This window comes from Sphingobium sp. Cam5-1 (genome assembly GCF_015693305.1).
GTDB lineage: Bacteria > Pseudomonadota > Alphaproteobacteria > Sphingomonadales > Sphingomonadaceae > Sphingobium.
This window is the reverse complement of the sequence record NZ_CP065139.1, coordinates 276787-297114: the sequence shown is the minus strand read 5'-3', so window position 1 is coordinate 297114 and position 20328 is coordinate 276787. Positions and strand designations below refer to the sequence as shown.

Here is a 20328-nt window from a genome sequence, read left to right as displayed (position 1 = left end):
TCCCCGATACGACCACCCTACGTCAAGCATTCAAAGCTCCCGCCTTGGCCTATTGACATCAACATGGTGTCGAAAAGCAGGGACGTAGATCAGACGAGGAGCCGAGATGGACCAAGCCCGTCACGATCATCACGCCTCCAAGGTGGAGCAGGACGTGCGCGATCCCGTCTGCGGTATGATGGTCGATCCGCATGGCACGGCGCGTCGCGCCGAGCATGGCGGCAAGACTTTCTATTTTTGCAGCAGCAAGTGCCAGGCAAAATTCGCGGCCGATCCCCTGCGCTATATTGGCGAAGCGCCGCCCGTCCCGAACGCAAACCCCGAGGGCACGATCTGGACCTGCCCGATGCACCCGGACGTGCGACAGGATCATCCCGGCGCCTGTCCGATCTGCGGCATGGCTCTCGAACCGGAAATGGCGCGTGCGGAGAGCGGCCCTAGTCCGGAACTGGCTGACATGACACGTCGCTTCTGGATTGGCCTCATCCTCGCCTTTCCCGTGTTCGTGCTTGAAATGGGCGGGCATTTGTTTCCCGCTCTTCATCATTTCGTGCCCATGGCGGTTTCAACGGGAATCCAGCTAGTGCTGGCGACGCCCGTCGTGCTTTGGGCCGGATGGCCGTTTTTTACGCGGGGATGGGCCTCGCTCAAGACCCGCAACCTGAACATGTTCACCCTGATTGCCATGGGCACGGGTGTCGCATGGGCCTACAGCATGGTCGCCGCACTGGCCCCCGAGCTGTTCCCTCCGGCCTTCCGCAATGCCGATGGTACGGTGGCTGTGTATTTCGAAGCAGCGGCGGTGATCACTATCCTCGTCCTGCTCGGCCAGCTTCTTGAGCTGCGCGCGCGCGAGCGAACCTCAGGTGCGATCAAGGCACTCCTCCGCCTTGCCCCCAAGACGGCCCGCCGTCTGCTCGCAAATGGCGAGGACGAGGAGGTCAGTCTCGATCTCGTCGGCGTTGGTGACCGTCTTAGGGTGCGACCGGGCGAAAAGGTGCCCGTAGATGGGACTGTCGAGGACGGACGTTCATCACTCGACGAGTCCATGGTGACGGGAGAATCGATGCCGGTCACCAAGGCCAAGGGCGACTGCGTCATTGGCGGTACACTCAACCAGACCGGCGCGCTTGTCGTCGTGGCGACCAAGGTTGGCCGCGACACGATGCTGGCTCGCATCGTGCAGATGGTCGCCGAGGCACAGCGCTCGCGCGCGCCGATTCAGCGCATGGCCGATCAGGTTTCGGGCTGGTTCGTGCCGGTCGTCATCGCCGTCGCCGTCCTTGCTTTTGCCGGTTGGGGTATCTGGGGGCCGGAGCCACGCTTCGCCTACGGTCTCGTGGCGGCGGTGGCAGTGCTCATTATCGCCTGCCCCTGTGCGCTGGGTCTGGCAACGCCGATGTCGATCATGGTCGGCGTCGGCCGGGGCGCGGGCTTGGGCGTCCTCATCAAGAACGCCGAGGCGCTGGAGCATATGGAGAAGGTCGACACACTGGTCGTTGACAAGACCGGCACGCTTACGGAAGGGCGCCCGGCCGTGATTGCGATAGTGCCGACTGCGGGCCAGATGGAGGCCGAGTTGCTACGCTTCGCCGCCTCGGTCGAACGGGCTTCGGAGCATCCGCTTGCTCATGCCATTGTCGAAGCCGCCCGCGCTCGGTCGATGGCCTTGCCTGAGGTCAGCGCGTTCGATTCTCCGACCGGACGCGGAGCGACCGGCATCGTCGAAGGGCGCAGGATTGTCCTTGGTAACGCTCCATTTCTTGATGATCAGGGCGTCGATATAAGTGTGCTTGCCGCTGCCGCTGACGATCTGCGGAGGGACGGCGCGACCGCGATCTTCGTTGGTATGGACGGCGAAGCGGCAGGCATTATCGCCATCGCAGATCCCGTCAAGCAGACGACGCCGGAAGCGCTCGCCGCGCTGCGTAAGGAGGGAATCCGCGTCGTGATGGTGACAGGCGACAACAAGACCACGGCCCGTGCGGTGGCGGCACGGCTGGGGATCGACGAGGTCGAGGCGGACGTGCTGCCAGATCAGAAGAGCGGGGTCATCACCAAACTCAAAAATGAGGGCCGGGTAGTCGCCATGGCGGGTGATGGCGTGAACGACGCGCCAGCCCTCGCTGCCGCCGATGTCGGCATTGCTATGGGTTCTGGAACCGATGTCGCCATCGAGAGCGCGGGCGTGACACTGCTAAAGGGCGATCTCAACGGCATCGTTCGCGCCCGCCTCCTTAGTCGGGCCACGATGTCGAACATTCGACAAAACCTGGTCTTCGCCTTCATCTACAATGCTGCCGGCATCCCGATCGCGGCGGGCCTGCTCTACCCACTATTCGGCATCCTCCTTTCACCCATGATTGCAGCGGCGGCGATGGCGCTGTCATCCGTCAGCGTCGTCACCAATGCTCTGAGGCTGAACAGGCAAACTCTATGAGCATGGCGCGCGCTCTGTGCCAACCTTGCGCCCCGGCTTTTCACGAAACTCGCTCACGGGGATGTCGGTCGAACCAGAAGTCGCGCGCCTGAAATGGTCAGCTATCTGTTCAGAGCGCGTAGTCGATCTGCGCCCAGAATTTTTTCGTGTCAGCGTCGCCGGTGAAGCTGGCGGCACCCTTGCGATCATAATCGGCATATTTGACGAGCGCGCTCAGATGCTTGTCGAGCTTCAGCGTGACCTGCGCATTATATTCGTTGCCATAATGGATCGACAGCCGGTCGCTGCTGAAATGATGATAGGTGAAGGACGCGACGAGCGGTCCCGCCTTGCCGATCTTGGGCACGGTATAGCCGACGCCCGCATAATAGTCCTGAATGCCTGTCCCTGGCGTCGTCAGGAACTTGTCGGCCCAGCCGTTGAACTTGTGCAGCGTCGCGAAGGGCGTCTGGAAAGCGAAGCCGCCCGCGATCCCCGTCGCGCTCGCATCTGAGCCGAGCAATTCATAACCGCCGGTCAGCTTGAATGCAGCGACATCCAAACCCAGTTCCGCAGCGGCGTAATCCGCCGAATAATCAACCGGATTGCCCCTATAGTCGCTTTGATGCGCATAGCTGGCGAGGTAGCTGAGCTTCACCTTCTTCGACAGCGGCATCGCGCCCGCGAACCGCGCACCATAGGTCTGGCTGCTGTTCCGGCGCAGCGCCGCCACGGCTTCATCCTCATCGACCAGATAGGCAAAGCCGGTCAGCGTGCCATATTTGGTCTTGTAGGAAACATTGGCGAAAATATCGTCGCCGTCGATTTGGGTCGGCCGGTTGGTCGCGCCGAACTTGCCGCCGTCGATGCCCCAGATGGTCCGGGCCGAAATCGCGTAGGTCACATCGACCTTCAGATTTTTGACGCCCATATATTCGACCCGCACGGCATCGAACGTCTGTTCATTCTGGCGCCAAGCGACTGATCCGACGAAACGCTGATCGTCCAGATTGATCCGCTGACGGCCGACGGTCACCACTAACGGCTTCGTGCGATACTGGAACTGGAGGCGGTTCAGCTCGACATTTTCCGGGTCTGGCACCACCGGATAGAGCGCCTTGCCATTGACGCCGCTATTATAATCCTGGTCGATTGCCAGCGTGCCTTCCCCTTCAGCCAGAAAGGCGAAGGGCCCCTTGGAAATCTCGCCGCCCGCGCGCAGACGCACGGTCACCGCATCGGCATCGCGGCTGCTGGTCAGCGGCGCAGGACCCTCCTGATCCACCGTCTCGTACCGCAGACGCGCCTCAATGATCGGCTTGAACACAATGTCCTGCGCCAGCGCCGGTCCCGCGATGGCAGTCAGGGCCGTTGCCGACAACAGAAATGAAATTCTACCCATAAATCCCCCTTAAAATTGCTCCCGATGGCCTTTTTCGGCCTATTCAGGGCATCCTCTCCAAGCTGGACTATTTTGGTGAAATCTCAGGCCGCGAGCGTTGCCGGATTGCGGTAGCGCTCGTGCAGGAAGTGGATGACGGCCGATCGCGCCTCGGCATATTCGGGCGTATCGATGGCTTCGAGCCGGTTGCGCGGCCGGGCGAGGGCGATGGAGCGATCCTCGCCGATGCGCGCCGCCGGGCCGTTGGTCATCATCACCACCCGATCGGCCAGCAGCACCGCTTCATCAACATCATGGGTGATCATCAGCACGGTGTTGTTGAGCCGGGCTTGCAAATCCATGACCACATCCTGCAACGCCGCCCGCGTCAATGCGTCGAGCGCGCCGAACGGTTCGTCCATCAGCAATACGCGGGGGTTCATGGCGATGGCGCGGGCAATGCCGACGCGCTGTTTCATGCCGCCCGAAAGCTCGCCTGGCCGCTTGGCGGCGGCATGCGCCATCTGGACCAGTTCCAGATTATGCATGACCCAATCCTTGCGTTCGGCCTTGCCCTTGCCCTGCGCCGTCTTGTCGACCGCCAGCCGCACATTTTCCTCGACCGTCAGCCAGGGCAGCAGCGAATGGTCCTGAAAGACCACGGCCCGATCCGGCCCCGGCGCGTCCACCACTTCCCCGTCGAGAAAGATGGCGCCGCGCGTCGGCTTGACCAGGCCCGCCACGGCATTAAGCAGGGTCGACTTGCCGCAGCCAGAATGGCCGATCAGCGCGACGAACTGTCCTTTGTCGACTTCCAGATCGATCCCGTCGAGCGCGCAGAAGCGTCCCGCCTTGGTCGGAAATTCGACCGTGATACCCTCTAGCGCGAGATAGCTGCGTTGTTTCATGAACGCCTCCCTTGTTCAGCCTGCGCGGCCGATGATGCGGCCCGCAAAGGCGACGATGCGGTCCAGCGCGAAGCCCACCAGCCCGATCCAGATCAGCGCGACGATGGTGTCGGTCAGCAGCGAGCTGTTGTAACTGTCCCAGATGAAGAAGCCGACGCCGGTGCCGCCCTGCACCATCTCAGCCGCCACAATCGCGAGCCAGCTCATGCCCACGCCGATGCGCAGGCCGGTGAACATATGCGGCACCGTGGCGGGCAACATGATGCGGGTGAAATATTCGATCGGGTTGAGCGCCAGCACCTTTGCGACATTGCGATAGGCCGCCGGAAGGGTTTGTACGCCCGCGGCGGTATTCAGGATGACCGGCCAGATCGCGGTGATAAAGATCAGGAAGATCGCTGAAGGCTGCGCCTGCTGGAATATGGCGAGGCTGATCGGCAACCAAGCCAGGGGCGGCACCGTCCGCAGCACCTGAAACAGCGGATCCAACGCCCGGAAGGCGAATATGCTCTGCCCGATCAAAATGCCCAACGCCACGCCGACGACCGAGGCCAGGCTGTAACCGATTAGCACACGGCTGAGGCTGGTCAGCACATGCCCGGCAATGCCGACATCGCCGCCGTCCTGAATGCTGAAATGGGTCAACCCAATGTCCACGCCCTTGAAGGGAGGGACGATCACCTCATGACTTTCCTGCCAGACCTTGAGCGGGCTGGGGAAGGTCGCGTCGGGCGAGCTGCACAGCAGCTGCCAGAAGGCGAGCAACCCGACCAGCATCACCAGCGTCGGCAGAACATTGGCGGCCACGGCCCGCGCCGCCTTTACCAGCGGATGTTCCGGCGCCGCGACCGGTTCGAAACTGCGGCGGGCAATCGCTTCTTCGGGATAGGGCAGGATGACCCCCAATTCGGTAGCGGCTGTAGCGGCACCGGCGGCCGAAGCCGACGGTACGCTTTTGCCGTTGGATGATGGTGAAGCCATGGCGTTCTCCCTCAATCAGACGCGCTTGATTGCCAGGCTGGCCAGATAGGCCTTGGGATTGGCGGGATCGAATGTCTTGCCGTCGAAGAATTTCTCGACACCGCGGCTGTCACTGGCCGGACCCTTGCCACCCAGCATCGCGGCCGCCTTGCGCCAGATGTCGGATCGGTTGACCTTGGCGATCGTACCCTTGGTGTCGAGCGCCATGGGCAGCTTGCCCCAGCGCTGCTCCTCGGTCAGGAACCACAGGTCGTGGCTTTTGTAAGGGAAGCTGGCATAGCCATTCCAGAACTTCATCCTGAACGGCGCGTTGGGATATTTCCGCCCGTCACCCATGGTGAAATTTCCCTGCAAACGGTCGGCAATGTCGGTGATCGGACATTTCAGATAATCGCGGCCCGCGATCGCCCCGGCAAGTCGCGTGACATTGTTCGGATTGTCGGCCCAGCGCTGCGCCTCCAGCACCGCCGCCGTGATCGCGACCGCCGCGCGCGGATATTTGGCGACCCAGTCGGAACGCATCGCAAAGCTTTTTTCGGGATGGTTCATCCACATCTGGCCGGTCGAAACGGCGGTGTAGCCCAATTGCTGCGCGACCAGCTGGTCGTTCCACGGCTCGCCCACGCAGAAGGCATCCATCGTGTCGGCTTTCATATTCGCAACCATCTGCGGCGGCGGAATGGTGATCAGTTCCACATCCTTGTCGGGATCGATGCCGCCCGCCGCCAGCCAGTAGCGTATCCACAGATCATGCGTGCCGCCGGGGAAGGTCATAGCCATGGTGATCTTCTTGCCCGCGCCCTTGCGCTGCGCGATCACGCCCTTCATCTTGGCGGCGTTGAGATCGGCCTTGGCGCCCAGATATTCCTTGGACACTGAAATGCCCTGACCATTGACGTTGAGGCGGGCAAGAATGCTCATCGGCGTTGCCTTGCCGATCCGGCCCAGCGTCAGCAGATAGGGCATGGGGGTCAGGATATGCCCGCCATCGATGCCGCCGCCTGCGCTGCCCAGCACCAGATTGTCGCGCGTCGCGCCCCAGCTCGCCTGCTTCGCCACCTGCACGTCGGGCATGCCATATTTGGCGAAGAAGCCCAGTTCCTTGGCGATGATCAGCGGCGCCGCATCCGTCAGCGCGATGAAGCCGAGCTTGGCGCCGGTGACTTCCGGCCCGACCCCAGCTGCAAAGGCGCCAGACGGAAATGCCTGCTGCACTGCGGCAAACAGGGCCGCAGTTCCGGTTGTCTTGAGCAGCCCGCGCCGACTGACGCCATTCGGATTGTCCACCTCTGCCATTCCCTAAATTCCTTCCCTGTTGAGCGCTTCCGATGCACGAAGGGCGCAGCCAGCCGTCGCCGGAAATGCGTTCCGGCGTTTGAAGATGATGTTGAGAGCCGCCCGGCAGCATCTAGGCCGCCAGCGGAAAACCAATAAAAAAGCCGCCTGGATACAGGTCAATCGACCTATCCGGGCGGCGTCATTGCCGTGCAGATCCATTCCAGGATCGAAGTTGAACCCTGCCGTCATCGGCCCGGCTCAACCTATGGATCGAAGCGCCCCTGCTCCGATCAAAAGCAAGCTGTCATCGATTCATTCGAGTCGCAAGCAATTTTTTGCGCTGCACAAATTTATTTTGGCCAATGGTCCGAGAAGCGAAATAGGCCTATTGAGATATAGGGCAAGCCCGCTCGCTTGGTCGCCAGCGGGACATCAGCCGCCGCTTGATCGCCTTCCGCTCAGACGAGGAGGATATAGGCCGCCCCCAAGCCAGCGCACGTAAACAGGACCGGGATCATGCCGACTTTGAAGCGGAAGACGGCGATCGCTGCGCCCACTGCCAAAACAAGCGCCGGAAGGTTCAGCGACGCCAAAACGGGCATATCGAAACTGCTGCCCAGGAGATGGATCGGCCGTACTTCACGGAACAGGGTATGGATCGCAAACCACAGCGCTAGATTCAGGATAACCCCGACCACGGCGGCGGTGATCGCACCAAGCGACGCCGAAAGTGCCCGGTTCCCTCTCAGCCCTTCAACAAAGGGCGCGCCCGCGAATATCCAAAGAAAGCAGGGCACGAACGTGACCCAGGTGGTGAGGATTGCCCCCAGCGTTGCGGCCACGAGCGGATTCAACCCGGTCGATTCGCGAAATGCTGCAAGAAAGCCGACGAACTGCGTGACCATGATCAGCGGCCCGGGCGTCGTTTCCGCCAATCCCAGACCATCCAGCATCTCACCGGGGCGCAACCAGCCGAAGGTGCCTACCGCCTCTTGCGCCACATAAGCCAGAACCGCGTAGGCTCCGCCGAAGGTCACGACCGCCATCTGGCTGAAGAAGGCCGCGATTTTGGTGAAGACATCGTTGGGTCCCGCGAAAACGAACAGCAGGACAACGGGTGCAAGCCAGAGGAACAGCAAGGTCCCCGAAATCTTGAGCGACCAGAAAAGGTTCGGCCGGGCGTGATACGGCAGCCCTTCGCCAAGTGCGGTGTCGCGGTCATGGACAATGTTGCCGCGGCCCGATCCGTGGCCGCCGCCGCCCTTGAACGCGGGAAGGCCCGCCCGGCCGCCGATATAACCGCCAAGTGCGGCCGCCAATATGATGGCGGGGAAGGGCGCGCCCAGGAAGAAGATGGCTGCGAAAGCTGCGGCCGCTATGCCTCGCATGACGTTGTTCTTGAGCGCGCGGGAGCCGACGCGAACAACCGCCTGAACGACGACCGCCAAAACTGCGGCTTTGAGGCCGAAGAAAAGGCCTTCGATCAACGGCGCATGACCAAGCAGTACGTAAATGTAGCTCAGCGCCAGGATCGCCAGGAAGCCGGGGAGGACAAACAGGGCTCCCGCGACCAACCCGCCCTTGGTCTTGTACAACAGCCAGCCAATATAGGCCGCCAGTTGCTGCGCCTCGGGGCCAGGCAGTAACATGCAATAGTTGAGTGCATGTAGGAAGCGCTCCTCACCGATCCAGCGTTTCTCATCGACAAGGATGCGGTGCATGACGGCGATCTGACCTGCCGGTCCGCCGAAACTCAGCGCGGCGATCCGCGCCCAGACGCGCACGGCCTCTCCAAAGGCGATTCCATGATCTCCGTGCGAAACAGCGGCGCCTTCGTGAAGATCGGTGATGGTGCTGCTCATCGCTCGGACTTTCTGGTGCTGAAATAGGCGTGGAACTGGTTGAGCGCCTCGCTGGCGCTGGCGATGCGCTGGAGATCATCGTCGGTCGATGCGCAGACGCCCGACAGCATGGCGCCGACGCCCGCCGTTTCCGGCCGGGCGAACTTACCATCGCCAATGTCCAGTTCATGGATGATCTCGCCGATTGCCACGAGCGCGTGATCATTCATCAGGTTGGCGCGCAACATCAGCGTTTCGAAGCTGCAACGGTCGCCTTCATGCGTGAATTCGGCATCGACCATGTCGAAGCGCAACTCGCCCTCGACGGGATGATAATGGCGGCTGTCGACGAATTTGAACCGGGCGTCCGGGTCGATGAAGCGCCGGATCAGCCAGGCGCAGGCGATGCGATCGACATGGATGCCACTGCGCGTGACCCAGGTGCGGCCGATAAGGTCGACCGGCTGTGGCGTGTCCGCCGGTTCGGCTCGGCTCACATCGGGATGCTGGTAACGTTGGCGGTCCAGTTCCGCCAGCGCGGCCTCGGCGTCCTGACGACCATGAGCGCCGAAGAAATCCAATCGGCTGACCTCTTCCATCCGTTTTTGCAGGCGGGCAATATCGGCGCCGCTGGTCGGCCCCGTTTCCAGCAACCGGCGAGCGGCCTGCGCGATCTCGTCATAATCCGCATCTCGCGCGGTATCGAACAGCGTACGCACGTCCAGGTCGGTCTGGCCGACCAACAGACGGGCCTCGATGAGGGTCGCTTCGCCGCCATTTTCCGTGATCTCGGTCAGAAGCTCCCGGAACGCCGCTTCACCCACGGCCGAGCGCGGCAGGACGTGAACGGCATTTTTGAGAGGAACAGCGCCAATCGCTTGCAATCGCCGCCAGATTTTCACCCGGAGATAGGGCGGCTTCGCGGGAAGCTGATGCAGAAGGGCAAGCCACAGGCTGGTCTCGGTTCGACTCATGATGCATATGTATCATCCGAGTGAAATTGATGAAATATACATATCAATGTCTCGTATATGGATGCTTTGCATACAGGCTTTGCATAGCTGAATGCGATTTCTGTACTTTTAGGCACAGGCCGATGACAGTTAGTGTCTGACAAAATCGCATTTATCGGGACTGAAATGGGCACTGCCGCACAGGAAGAGACGTTTTCAGATATTCGGGAAGGCATCCGTCGCCTTTGCGCGCGGTTTCCCGGCGCCTACTGGCAGGAACTGGACGCTGAGCGGCGCTATCCCACGGAGTTCGTGACCGCGCTCGCTAGCGAAGGCTGGCTTTCGGTGCTGATCCCGGAAGAATATGGCGGCTCGGGGCTTGGGCTGGCTGCTGCAACGGCGGTGCTGGAAGAAGTGCATCGCTCAGGCTGCAACGGCGGCGCGGCGCATGCGCAAATGTACACGATGGGCACCCTCCTTCGTCACGGGTCGGAGGAGCAGAAGGCGCGCTACCTGCCCAAGATCGCGTCGGGTGAGCTGCGCCTTCAGGCGTTCGGCGTCACCGAGCCGACGAGCGGCACTGATACGACCCGCATTCGGACATTCGCCAAGCGGGATGGTGATGACTATGTCGTCAACGGCCAGAAGATCTGGATCAGCCGCGCTGAACATTCCGATCTGATGGTTCTTCTCGTGCGCACGACGCCGCGCGAGGAATGCGCCAAACCCACCGACGGCATCAGCGTGCTCTTGGTCGACATGCGCGAGGCGGTGGACAATGGCCTCACCATCCGGCCGATCCGGACAATGCTGAATCACGCGACGACGGAGTTGTTCTTCGACGATCTGCGCGTTCCGGCGGAGAATTTGATCGGCGAGGAAGGCAAGGGCTTCCGCTACATCCTGTCGGGCATGAACGCCGAACGCATCCTGATCGCGTCGGAGTGCATCGGGGACGCGCGTTTCTTTATCGACCGCGCCAGCGCCTATGCGAAGGACAGGTCGGTATTCGGCCGTCCGATCGGCCAGAATCAGGGTATCCAGTTCCCGATCGCGCGCGCCTATGTGCAGACGACCGCCGCCGCTGCCATGGTGGATAAAGCGGCAGCGCTGTTCGACGCGGGCGTGCAGCCGGGCACCGAGGCGAACATGGCCAAGATGTTGGCGTCCGAAGCATCCTGGTATGCCGCCGACATGTGCGTCCAGACCCATGGCGGCTTTGGCTTTGCGGAAGAATATGACATTGAGCGCAAGTTCCGCGAAACCCGCCTGTATCAGGTCGCGCCGATTTCGACGAACCTGATCCTCAGCCATGTGGCAACACATGTGCTGGGCCTGCCGAAGAGCTTCTGATGAGCAAAGTGCTGGAAGGCTTGTTGGTCGTCTCGCTGGAGCAGGCGGTGGCTGCGCCGCTATGCACCAGCCGTCTTGCCGAAGCGGGAGCGCGGGTCATCAAGCTGGAACGGGCGGAAGGTGACTTTGCGCGCGGCTATGATTCCGTCGTCCATGGCGAGAGCGCCTATTTCGTCTGGCTCAATCGGGGCAAGCAGTCGCTGCGGATCGACCTCAAAGATCCGGCCGATGCGGCGTTGGTGGAACGGATGCTGTCGAAGGCGGACGTGTTTGTTCAGAATCTTGCGCCCGGTGCAGCGGCGCGATCGGGATTCGGATCGGTTGATCTGCGCGCCCGCTATCCGCGCCTCATCACCTGCGACATCACCGGCTATGGCGAAAGCGGCGAAGCGGCGGGGATGAAGGCCTATGACTTCCTGATCCAGTGCGAAGCCGGGCTGGCGAGTATTACCGGCACGCCTGACGAGCCTGCGCGGGTGGGTGTTTCCGTTGCTGACATCGCTTGCGGGATGAACGCGCATGCGGCGATCCTGCAAGCCCTTATCGAGCGGGGGCAGACTGGCAAGGGGCGTGGCATCGCCCTGTCTCTGTTCGATGGGCTGGCCGATTGGATGACGGTGCCGCTGCTGCACTATGATTATGGTGGGAAGGCTCCGGCGCGCGCGGGCCTGAAGCATCCTTCGATCGCGCCCTATGGTGCATTCCCGACCGCCGATGGATCGCAGATCGTGGTGTCGATCCAGAATGAGCGGGAATGGGCGAAATTCTGCGCCACGGTGCTGGGCGACGCGGCTCTTGCGACTGACTCGCGCTACGCATCCAACACGTTGCGTTGCGCCAATCGCGCTGAACTGGACGCGCTGGTTGGTCGTGTTTTTGCGGCCGAAATGCCGGAAGCGCTGATCACTCGGCTGGAGGCGGCTGGCACCGCGTGGGCGCGGCTGAACGGCGTCGATGGTCTGTCGCGGCATAGCCAGCTTCGCCGCGTCACCGCCGAAACGCCGACGGGGCCAGTCGCCTTGCCAGCCTCACCCATAAGATGGGAGGGGGAGGAAGCGGTCGCGCTGCCGGTTCCGGCTTTGGGTGGTGATGATGAACCGATCCGCGCGGAGTTTCTGTGAGCCACGCGTTCGAACATCGCACCGACATAGCGGCGGCCCGGCAGGCACATTTGCTCGCCGCGCTGCTGGATCATGACACACCGCCATGGCGGCCGGGCGAATTGCCGCCACTCGCGCACTGGCTCCTGTTTCCACCGGACGCGCGGCAGTCCGGTATCGGGCCGGATGGGCATCCGCTGCGGGAGGATGATGGCCTGCCGCGCCGGATGTGGGCGGGCAGCCGCGTTCGCTTTCTCGCGCCGATCATGCTCGGCAGCGAAGTGGAGCGTGAGACGAGCGCGATCGCGGTCAATGACAAACAGGGCCGCTCCGGGCGAATGCGCTTCGTAACCTTACGTCACGTGCTGAAGGTGGACGGCCAAGTCTGCGTCGAGGAAGAGCAGGACATCGTTTATCGCGAAGCCGGGCGGAATGGGGCTCCGCCGCCGCCCGAAACTATGACGCCTGCGCCGCCCGTAGCGCGCGTTGTAACGATTGATCCGGTGCAGCTTTTCCGCTTCTCGGCTCTCACCTTCAACGCGCACCGCATCCATTATGACCTGCCCTATACGCAGGATGTCGAGGGTTATCTGGGGCTAGTTGTCCATGGCCCCTTCGTCGCGACCTTGTTGATGGATCATTTCCTGCGTCACACTCCGGCCGTGCAGGTGGCGAGCTTCTCCTTCCGTGCGCAGCGGCCGATTTTCGCGGGCGAGCCGTTCACGCTGGGGCTGTCGGGGTGCGACTTGACCGCTATCGACCATGCGGGCGGGCTGGCCATGCAGGCGCGGGTGGAGGCCCGCTAGCCTCATCTTATGCCGCCAGAGTCGTGAGTTTTCCAACATCCGGCAGAGAAGCGAGATCAAGTGCAACCGTCGCGAGCGCGTCCGCCTTTTGAGCCTCGATCACCGGAGCGGCAAGCGCCATGAACTTCGCCAGCAGCTTGTCCCTGCTGAGGAAGTTGAACGGTTCGCCCAGCGGCACGACCACCTTGCGGCTGAATGTCTGGCCGCGTGCCGTGATGGTGATTTTCCCCGACATGTTGGCAGGAAACTCCGCCTCGATCTGTGGGTCGTGGATGCAATCAACTTTGGGCAGTATCGCACGGATTAGTGGGTCGTTCAGCCGTTGATAGCTGTCCCACTCCATTGCGCCCGTCACCAGAGCGCATGAGAGGACGAACGGCGCGCTGAACTGCGCATCCACGATATTGCGCGGATTGCGCTTATGCTCGATGGGTGCTCCGACCAGCAGCAGGCCCGCGTTCGACAGGCCATAGGTGATGCTGTCGACCTCCTCCGGTTGAAACCCATGCTCCGCGCGCAACGCTAGAACCGCGTCGATACCGGCATGGCCGTAGCGGCAAGAAGGATAGGGCTTTATACCCGTATGCATCAGCTCGAAAACCGAACCCAGGTCCTCCACGATGCGGTCCGGCCGTGGTGAGGGCGCGTAGCCCTGAAGGAAGCCATGGCGCCCCTCGATCGCTTCGGCAGGCCCCTTGTAGCCGTTGCGCGCAAGGGTTGCAGCGGTCAGGCCTGCCATCGCGGCCCAGCCCACCTGAAACGGCTTCGTCTGCGCGCCGTCGGCCAGGAACTGGAGGCTGCCTGCGCTCTGGCTGAGCGCGATGCCCAGCGCGGAACCGATGTCGGCTGTGTCCAGGCCGAACACCCGCGCAGCAGCGGCAGCTGCGCCGAATACGCCGCAGGTCGCGCTGGGATGAAAACCGCGCGCATAATGATCGCCCGCTGGCAGCGCCACCGCGATCCGGCAGCAGGTCTCATAGCCTGCGACGATGGCGGCGAGAATGTCTGCGCCGGATGCTCCGGTCATCTCCGCAGCGGCAAGAGCGGCCGGAACGACGGGCGCGCCTGGGTGCAACGTCCCTGCTGCATGCGTATCGTCGAAGTCGAGCGCATGAGCAAACGCGCCATTGAGCAACGCCGCGCCCGCCGGGGCGTAGCTCGCCGGATCGCCAAACACTCTGGCGGCGCCGTTGGTGAGGCCCATCGCGGATACCGTGGCGAGCAAGGGTGGAGCAACTGCTGCCTCGCTGCGCGCGCGTACGATGCTGCCGATGAGGTCGAGCAAAAGAAGGGGCGTGCGCTCTACAACTTCCGCCGGAAGGGAAGCTATCGAGACGGTGGCACAGAAATCCGCCAAGGCTTCCGTGATTTTCATCATCTCACCGGATGACGAAGGGGTTTGACACGGGTGAGCCAAGGTCGATCCACACGCTCTTGGTCTGGAGATATTCGTCCATCGCCTCCTGCCCGTTTTCGCGCCCGATACCGCTGCGCTTCATGCCGCCAAAGGGCGCCATGAAGCTGACGGCGCGATAGGTGTTGACCCAGACTGTGCCCGCTTCGACCCGTTCCGACATGCGGATGGCGCGGCCAATATCTTGCGTCCATACCCCAGCGGCGAGGCCATAAGGGCTGTCATTCGCGATCGACAGCGCCTCTTCCTCGTCATCAAACGGGATGATGGCGAGCACTGGCCCGAATACTTCCTGCCGGGCGATCGGCATCTGGTTTGTGACGCCGGTGAAGATAGTGGGCTGCACGAACCAGCCGTCCTCCAAGCCTGCAATCGTGGGTTGGCCGCCGCCCAGCACGCATTCCGCACCTGACTGGCGCGCCCCCGCGATGTGATCGAGCACCTTGCCCCGCTGCGCCAGGGTCGTCACTGGCCCGACCTGCGTATCGGCAAGTTTCGGATCGCCGATACGCGCCGTGCCTGCCAAGGCGACCAGACGCTCCACCACCTCGTCATGAACGTCGCGCTGAACAAGTAAACGCGATCCTGCGATACAGGTCTGACCCGACGCTGCGAATATGCCGGACACCGCCCCATATACGGCGCGTTCCAGATCCGCATCGCCGAAGATGATGTTGGGCGACTTGCCGCCCAGTTCCAGCGTAACCTTCTTCAGGTTTTCGGCAGCGGAGCGATACACGGCAATGCCACCGGGTTCGCCCCCGGTGAAGGCGATCTTGGCAACGTCGGGATGCTTGACCAAGGGCTCGCCGCATTCCTGGGGCAGGCCCGTAACGGTGTTGACGACGCCCGCTGGAAATCCCGCGCGCTCGAACAGCTCGACAAAGGCCAAGGTGGAGCAGGACGCATGTTCGGACGGCTTGATGACCGCCGTGTTGCCCGCCGCCAGCAGTGGCGCCAGCTTCCACGCGAGCAGCATCAGCGGCGAGTTCCACGGCGTGATACAGGCTATGACGCCCAGCGGCTCGCGACGGGTGAAGGCATGCATCGACGGCTTGTCAATGGGTAGGACATGGCCCTCGATCTTGTCAGCCAAGCCAGCAAAATAGCGATAGTAGGTGGGAAGGTTGCCAAGCTGCGCGCGCATTTCCGCGATCAGCTTGCCATTGTCATGCGTCTCGATCTGCGCCAGCCGTTCCGCCTCTTCAGCGAGGATGTCGGCAAAGCGATAGAGCAGGGCGCCGCGCGCGGTGGCAGTCAGGCCGCGCCAGTCGGGTGAGTGGAATGCGGTGCGCGCCGCCTCCACCGCCACATCGACATCGGCGGAGGTGCAGCGCGGGATTAGCGCCCATGCCTCACCCGTCGCAGGATCAAGGCTCTCCAACCATTCGCCGCCATCTGCGTCGCGCAAACGACCCGCCAGCAGATTGCGAAACCGGACCAGATCCTCAGCCATCAAACATTCTCCCCAAGCTGACGTGGGTTGCTGCTTCAGTTCGGCCCAAAGCCTAGATGTTCGCGCATGCGCGCTTTCAGCCATACACCGTCGCGCGCGGGCAGGGCACGCGGCGTTTCTTCATGGATAATGCGGATGACGATCAGGCGCGGACCCTCGCCAATGGTGCCGATCGCTTCGCGTGCCCGGACGATCCCTGCCTCATCGCTGACCTCGAAACATTCGGTGAAGCCGCAAACGCGCGCCAGTTCGGCCAGGTTAATGCCTGCGCCCGCATGGCTCATCTGGCCACCCGTCTCGCCATAATGGCCGTTGTCCAGCACGACGATCGACAGGTTCTTCGGCTGCTGCACGCCGATGGTGGCGAGGCCGCCAATGCCCATCAGCTGCTCGCCATCGCCTGTAACCACCGCCACGGGCCGATCCGGCTGTGCCAGAGCGAGACCAAGCCCGGTCAGCGCCGCGCCGCCCATCGCGCCCCAAAGATAGAAGTTGCCGGGATGATCACCCGCAGCAAAAACGTCGTAGGTCGGAGAGCCGAGCCCGGTCACGATCAGCATGTCCTTGCGATCGGCGAGCAGGTCCGCCACGGCCGGGCGACGGTGAAGACGGTTCACTTCAGCCATTTCTTGGCTCCCAGCATGCTTTGCGACAACAGGATGGCGATCGGCTGATCGCTTTCAAATGCCATGGTGGTTGCGGAAGCCATCATGGGGGCGAGGTCTTCCAGCCGGTCGATGCGGATGGTGGTGACGCCCATGATCTCAAGCGCGGCGGGTGTCGCCCGGCCCATTGAGACCTGCCACGGATTGAACTCCTGAAACTCGCCGCGCATCGTGACGATGGACAGGAACGGAACGCGGCAGCTCGCCAGCAGCGAGAGCATGTTGATGCAGTTGCCAACGCCGCTCGACTGCATGAGGAGAGCGCTGCGCTCCCCGCCCAGCCAGGCCCCGGTGCAAAGCGCGATGCCCTCTTCCTCGGTGGTGAGGACGATGGTCTTCATGGTCTCGGCGGCGCTACACATGCGGATCAGGCGCGCATGGCCTGCGTCCGGAACATAGCTGACCTGTCGGATATTCGCCTGTTGCAAGGCGTCGAAGATTATGGGTGCCCAGGGGGAGTCGGCATGCGCCCCTGTTTCCGTCTCGCTAATGACTGACATGCGGTCCCTCGAATTAGATTTCGCAAAGCCTATTGCGGGATTTGCTAAACCAATAGGAACAATCTACGCGTCCAGCTATGTCGGTTAGGCATGATAGAAAGGTGCGTGCAGGTGGACTTCCGGCGGCTTGAACATTTCCTGAAAATCGCCGAACTCGGCTCGCTCAGCCGGGCAGCCGACAGGATGCGGATCGCCCAGCCCGCTCTTAGCCGCCAAATGCGCATCCTGGAGGAAGAGGCTGGCACGCCGCTATTCTACCGCCATCGCCGGGGCATGCAGCTCACCCCGGCTGGTGAGGAGTTGCGCCAGCATATCGCGGGGCCGGTACGACAAGTCCGGCAGGCCTTTGACGACATACGAAACCGCTCTGCGGAGGGGGGCGGCCAGATCGCCTTGGGTGTGCCGCCGACAGTCAGCTATATTCTGGCGGGACGCCTTGCGCGGCGTGTGGCGGAGCAGGCACCGAACATCTCGTTGCGCATTGTCGAAGGCTATGCGGGGCACCTGATCGACTGGCTGCAGCGGGGGGAGATCGACGTCGCGCTTCTCTACGGCCCGGCTTCGGATTTCCAAATGAACGTGGTGGAAATGCTGTATGAGGAATTGGTGCTGGTTGGCCCGTCTTCGTCCGCGCTGGACCCCGCCGTTCAAGTTCCGATCCAGGACATTGTCAAGCTGCCTCTCGTGCTGCCCAGCCAGTCGCACGGCCTTCGGCTGATCGTGGAGGCAGCGGCGCGCAAGGCTGGGGTGCCGCTCAACGTCCGATTTGAAGCGGACTCCTTCCTGGTGCTGAAGGAGTTGGTGGAGTTCGGGCTTGGCTATACCGTATTGCCCCTGTCCTCCATGAGCCGAGAGGTTGATGCAGGCATCCTGCGCTATGCGCCGATCGGTCATCCGCCCGTTGTTCGCCAGCTGGTGCTCGGGATGCCGCGCGAGGAGCAACTGACCCGATCCACGCGTATCATCGTTCGGCTGGTGCGCGAAGAGATCAAGCATCTGGTGGATAGCGGCGTCTGGAAAGCGCAGCTCCAATATTGATGTTTCAAGCCCCGCCGCGGTGCGGGCATAGCGATCTGGCATAGGTCCCGTTAGCTGTTCTATGACTATCAACACGGCGTACGGCCTATTCTGCCGCGATGCCGGGTTGTAAAAATGGTGGGGAGGACAGCGTTGGATAGGCGGGAAGCCGAGCCATCGGCCCGGATGAAGCGGAAGGCGGCGCGCATCCTGTCCCTCAATGATTATGAAGCGCTTGCGCGTGCGCACCTGCCGCGCCCGCTGTTCGGCTATGTCGCTGGGGCATGCGAAGATAATCTGACCGTTGTGGCTAATCGGGAGGCGATGCGCCGTGTCACCTTCGTTCCCCGGGCATTGCGGGATATGGCGGGCCGGACCCAGCAGGTCTCCTTATTCGGCCAAACCTGGACTTCCCCGTTCGGCATAGCACCCATGGGGTTATCGGCGCTGATCGCGATGCGGGGGGACATCGCGCTCGCACGGGCCGCCCATGCCGAAAATGTGCCGATGCTGCTCAGCGCAACATCGCTCATTCGGCTGGAGGAGGTGCGCGCCGTTTCGCCCTCCTGCTGGTTCCAGGCCTATCTTCCTGCTGATCGCGACTGGATCGACGGTGTGGTCGACCGGGTTGCGGCGTCAGGTTTCGGAACGCTCGTCATTTCCGTCGATGTGCCGGTGCTGGGCAATCGCGAGAATTTGATCCGCGAAGGTTTCTCCACGCCGCTCAAGCCTTCTCTTCGGCTGGCGCTCGACGGCCTGCTGCACCCGCGCTGGTTGCTCGGCACATTCGCGCCGACCTTGCTCCGCCACGGCATGCCAGCGTTCGAAAATTCCAGCGCCACGCGCGGCGCGCCCGTGATCGCCCGCAATGCCGAGCGCAGTTTCGGACAACGCGACCGACTGACCTGGGACGGTATCAGATATATTCGGGACCGCTGGCGCGGCAATCTGGTCATCAAGGGCCTGCTTCACGCCGAAGATGCGAGGCTGGCCCGCAGCGTTGGCGCGGACGGGATCATCCTGTCGAACCATGGCGGGCGGCAACTCGATGGCGCCATCGGCACGCTCGACGCCTTGCCCGCTGCCGTCGCTGTCGCAGGTGACATGCCCGTCCTGATCGACAGCGGATTCCGGCGCGGCAGCGACATATTGAAGGCGATCGCGCTGGGCGCGCGAATGGTGCTGATCGGTCGCCCCTTCCTCTATGCGGCGGCGGTGCATGGTGAAGCGGGGGTGCGCCACGCCATCGGCCTGCTGCGTGCGGAGATCGACCGGAACATGGCACTCCTCGGCACCAACTCGCTCGATGAGCTTGGGCCGGACTATCTCCACCGTACGGACGGAGCAATCATATGACAGAGACCGACCAGCCCCGCCCGTGCCCCGGTCCGCCTGCCGAGCAGGGTCCGCCAACCCGCTTTCTGATGCCCGCAGGCGCGATCGACACGCATTGCCATGTGATCGGTGAACCGCCCGAATATCCATTTGCGGCGGAACGGTCCTATACCCCGCCGCCAGCGAGTGCGGAAGCCTATCTGGCGATGCTGGATGCCGTCGGTTTTGCCAAGGGCGTACTCATTCAGGTCAGCGTGCACGGAACGGACAATCGGCTGCTCTGTGAGACCCTGTCGGCGCATCGTGAGCGGCTGCGCGGCGTTGCCGTCATGCCTGCCGATCTACCCGGCCGAGCCTATGCCGAGGCGCATGAGGCGGGAGTGCGCGGCCTTCGCCTCAACGACTTCATCCGCGATGGTGGGGGGCTCTACGGCGGGGGAATAGGCTTCAAGGATCTGGAGCGGTTCGATGCGCTGGCCTGTGAGATGGGCTGGCATCTCCAGCTCCTGCTCGACGGCCGTGAGCTGGTGGAACTCGCCCCGCGCATCGCCCGCCTTCGCTGCCCCTGGATTATCGATCATATGGGGCACATCCCTTACACAGCGGGCATCGATCATCCGGGTTTCCAGATGCTGGTCCAACTCGTCGCCGACGGCGGATGGGTGAAGATATCCGACGCATTCCGCATGTCGGAACAGCCGGACTATCGCGATTCCGTCCCCTTCGCACGGGCGTTGGTAGCCGCCGCCCCCGATCGTTGCGTGTGGGGATCGGACTGGCCCCATGTCGCGCAATGGCGGCCGATGCCCACGGTATCCGGGCTGCTAGACTTGCTCGCCGAGTGGGTGCCCGACGAAACGGTGCGCAACCGCATATTGGTGGACAATCCGGCACGTTTCTACAACTTCTGAAAAGGTTGCT

17 protein-coding genes are annotated in these 20328 nt (G+C 62.6%); 7 read left to right on the top strand and 10 right to left on the bottom strand.

Going from position 1 to position 20328, the window contains the following annotated elements:
- The first annotated feature begins 106 nt into the window (after positions 1 to 106).
- Positions 107 to 2440, top strand: a complete 2334-nt coding sequence (locus IZV00_RS15460) for a heavy metal translocating P-type ATPase (protein WP_196227306.1) — start codon at positions 107 to 109, stop codon at positions 2438 to 2440.
- Between the two features lie 109 nt (positions 2441 to 2549).
- On the opposite strand, the gene IZV00_RS15455 is transcribed toward IZV00_RS15460, so the two are convergent.
- The 6 genes from IZV00_RS15455 to IZV00_RS15430 all read right to left on the bottom strand — a co-directional run bounded on the left by IZV00_RS15455 (position 2550) and on the right by IZV00_RS15430 (position 9782).
- Entirely contained in the window at positions 2550 to 3821 is a 1272-nt protein-coding gene (locus IZV00_RS15455; protein WP_196227305.1) for an alginate export family protein, read from the bottom strand.
- Between the two features lie 83 nt (positions 3822 to 3904).
- Entirely contained in the window at positions 3905 to 4708 is an 804-nt protein-coding gene (locus IZV00_RS15450; protein WP_196227304.1) for an ABC transporter ATP-binding protein, read from the bottom strand.
- 15 nt (positions 4709 to 4723) lie between these two features.
- Positions 4724 to 5689, bottom strand: coding sequence for a nitrate ABC transporter permease (gene ntrB, locus IZV00_RS15445; protein WP_196227303.1), 966 nt, complete (start codon positions 5687 to 5689; stop codon positions 4724 to 4726).
- Positions 5690 to 5704: 15 nt separating this feature from the next.
- The gene (locus tag IZV00_RS15440; protein WP_196227302.1) at positions 5705 to 6985 is read right to left on the bottom strand and encodes a CmpA/NrtA family ABC transporter substrate-binding protein; all 1281 of its coding nucleotides are present in this window, start codon (positions 6983 to 6985) and stop codon (positions 5705 to 5707) included.
- Between the two features lie 440 nt (positions 6986 to 7425).
- Positions 7426 to 8829: a chromate efflux transporter gene (gene chrA / locus IZV00_RS15435; RefSeq protein WP_196227301.1), complete on the bottom strand. Its 1404-nt coding sequence runs from the start codon at positions 8827 to 8829 to the stop codon at positions 7426 to 7428.
- The gene (locus tag IZV00_RS15430; RefSeq protein ID WP_196227300.1) at positions 8826 to 9782 is read right to left on the bottom strand and encodes a chromate resistance protein ChrB domain-containing protein; all 957 of its coding nucleotides are present in this window, start codon (positions 9780 to 9782) and stop codon (positions 8826 to 8828) included. Before IZV00_RS15430 ends, chrA begins: the two co-directional genes overlap by 4 nt.
- A gap of 165 nt (positions 9783 to 9947) precedes the next feature.
- Here IZV00_RS15430 and IZV00_RS15425 point away from each other — a divergent pair, with 165 nt between their 5' ends.
- From IZV00_RS15425 to IZV00_RS15415, 3 genes are read left to right on the top strand one after another with little or no spacing between them, the layout of a single operon-like run.
- Complete coding sequence (locus tag IZV00_RS15425) at positions 9948 to 11114, top strand: acyl-CoA dehydrogenase family protein (protein WP_196227466.1); 1167 nt, start codon at positions 9948 to 9950, stop codon at positions 11112 to 11114.
- A complete protein-coding gene (locus IZV00_RS15420; RefSeq protein ID WP_196227299.1) occupies positions 11114 to 12235 on the top strand; it encodes a CaiB/BaiF CoA transferase family protein in 1122 nt (373 codons plus the stop codon). Before IZV00_RS15425 ends, IZV00_RS15420 begins: the two co-directional genes overlap by 1 nt.
- Complete coding sequence (locus tag IZV00_RS15415) at positions 12232 to 13020, top strand: FAS1-like dehydratase domain-containing protein (protein WP_196227298.1); 789 nt, start codon at positions 12232 to 12234, stop codon at positions 13018 to 13020. Before IZV00_RS15420 ends, IZV00_RS15415 begins: the two co-directional genes overlap by 4 nt.
- Positions 13021 to 13027: 7 nt before the next feature.
- Here the strand turns inward: IZV00_RS15415 and IZV00_RS15410 are convergent, their stop codons facing one another.
- The 4 genes from IZV00_RS15410 to IZV00_RS15395 are packed head-to-tail and all read right to left on the bottom strand — an operon-like array spanning position 13028 to position 17055.
- Positions 13028 to 14398 (bottom strand): MmgE/PrpD family protein, encoded by a 1371-nt coding sequence (locus tag IZV00_RS15410; protein ID WP_230463460.1) that lies wholly within the window; start codon positions 14396 to 14398, stop codon positions 13028 to 13030.
- Between the two features lies 1 nt (position 14399).
- On the bottom strand, positions 14400 to 15890 hold the full coding sequence (locus IZV00_RS15405) for an aldehyde dehydrogenase (RefSeq protein WP_196227297.1): 1491 nt from the start codon (positions 15888 to 15890) through the stop codon (positions 14400 to 14402).
- Between the two features lie 35 nt (positions 15891 to 15925).
- Positions 15926 to 16516 (bottom strand): thiamine pyrophosphate-dependent enzyme, encoded by a 591-nt coding sequence (locus IZV00_RS15400; protein WP_196227296.1) that lies wholly within the window; start codon positions 16514 to 16516, stop codon positions 15926 to 15928.
- Positions 16504 to 17055, bottom strand: a complete 552-nt coding sequence (locus IZV00_RS15395; protein WP_196227295.1) for a thiamine pyrophosphate-binding protein — start codon at positions 17053 to 17055, stop codon at positions 16504 to 16506. The genes IZV00_RS15400 and IZV00_RS15395 overlap by 13 nt, the downstream gene beginning before the upstream one ends.
- 90 nt (positions 17056 to 17145) lie before the next feature.
- Between IZV00_RS15395 and IZV00_RS15390 the strand changes: the two genes are divergently transcribed.
- The 3 genes from IZV00_RS15390 to IZV00_RS15380 all read left to right on the top strand — a co-directional run bounded on the left by IZV00_RS15390 (position 17146) and on the right by IZV00_RS15380 (position 20318).
- On the top strand, positions 17146 to 18093 hold the full coding sequence (locus IZV00_RS15390; RefSeq protein WP_196227294.1) for a LysR substrate-binding domain-containing protein: 948 nt from the start codon (positions 17146 to 17148) through the stop codon (positions 18091 to 18093).
- Between the two features lie 132 nt (positions 18094 to 18225).
- Positions 18226 to 19428: an alpha-hydroxy acid oxidase gene (locus IZV00_RS15385; protein WP_230463459.1), complete on the top strand. Its 1203-nt coding sequence runs from the start codon at positions 18226 to 18228 to the stop codon at positions 19426 to 19428.
- Entirely contained in the window at positions 19425 to 20318 is an 894-nt protein-coding gene (locus IZV00_RS15380) for an amidohydrolase family protein (protein WP_230463458.1), read from the top strand. The genes IZV00_RS15385 and IZV00_RS15380 overlap by 4 nt, the downstream gene beginning before the upstream one ends.
- The last annotated feature ends 10 nt before the right edge of the window (positions 20319 to 20328 follow it).

Bases quoted from the DNA above. Each gene is read 5' to 3' on its own strand.
- IZV00_RS15460 (WP_196227306.1), top strand. From the start codon at position 107: ATGGACCAAGCCCGTCACGATCATCACGCCTCCAAGGTGGAGCAGGAC.
- IZV00_RS15455 (WP_196227305.1), bottom strand. From the start codon at position 3,821: ATGGGTAGAATTTCATTTCTGTTGTCGGCAACGGCCCTGACTGCCATC.
- IZV00_RS15450 (WP_196227304.1), bottom strand. From the start codon at position 4,708: ATGAAACAACGCAGCTATCTCGCGCTAGAGGGTATCACGGTCGAATTT.
- ntrB (WP_196227303.1), bottom strand. From the start codon at position 5,689: ATGGCTTCACCATCATCCAACGGCAAAAGCGTACCGTCGGCTTCGGCC.
- IZV00_RS15440 (WP_196227302.1), bottom strand. From the start codon at position 6,985: ATGGCAGAGGTGGACAATCCGAATGGCGTCAGTCGGCGCGGGCTGCTC.
- chrA (WP_196227301.1), bottom strand. From the start codon at position 8,829: ATGAGCAGCACCATCACCGATCTTCACGAAGGCGCCGCTGTTTCGCAC.
- IZV00_RS15430 (WP_196227300.1), bottom strand. From the start codon at position 9,782: ATGAGTCGAACCGAGACCAGCCTGTGGCTTGCCCTTCTGCATCAGCTT.
- IZV00_RS15425 (WP_196227466.1), top strand. From the start codon at position 9,948: ATGGGCACTGCCGCACAGGAAGAGACGTTTTCAGATATTCGGGAAGGC.
- IZV00_RS15420 (WP_196227299.1), top strand. From the start codon at position 11,114: ATGAGCAAAGTGCTGGAAGGCTTGTTGGTCGTCTCGCTGGAGCAGGCG.
- IZV00_RS15410 (WP_230463460.1), bottom strand. From the start codon at position 14,398: ATGATGAAAATCACGGAAGCCTTGGCGGATTTCTGTGCCACCGTCTCG.
- IZV00_RS15405 (WP_196227297.1), bottom strand. From the start codon at position 15,890: ATGGCTGAGGATCTGGTCCGGTTTCGCAATCTGCTGGCGGGTCGTTTG.
- IZV00_RS15400 (WP_196227296.1), bottom strand. From the start codon at position 16,516: ATGGCTGAAGTGAACCGTCTTCACCGTCGCCCGGCCGTGGCGGACCTG.
- IZV00_RS15395 (WP_196227295.1), bottom strand. From the start codon at position 17,055: ATGTCAGTCATTAGCGAGACGGAAACAGGGGCGCATGCCGACTCCCCC.
- IZV00_RS15390 (WP_196227294.1), top strand. From the start codon at position 17,146: ATGATAGAAAGGTGCGTGCAGGTGGACTTCCGGCGGCTTGAACATTTC.
- IZV00_RS15380 (WP_230463458.1), top strand. From the start codon at position 19,425: ATGACAGAGACCGACCAGCCCCGCCCGTGCCCCGGTCCGCCTGCCGAG.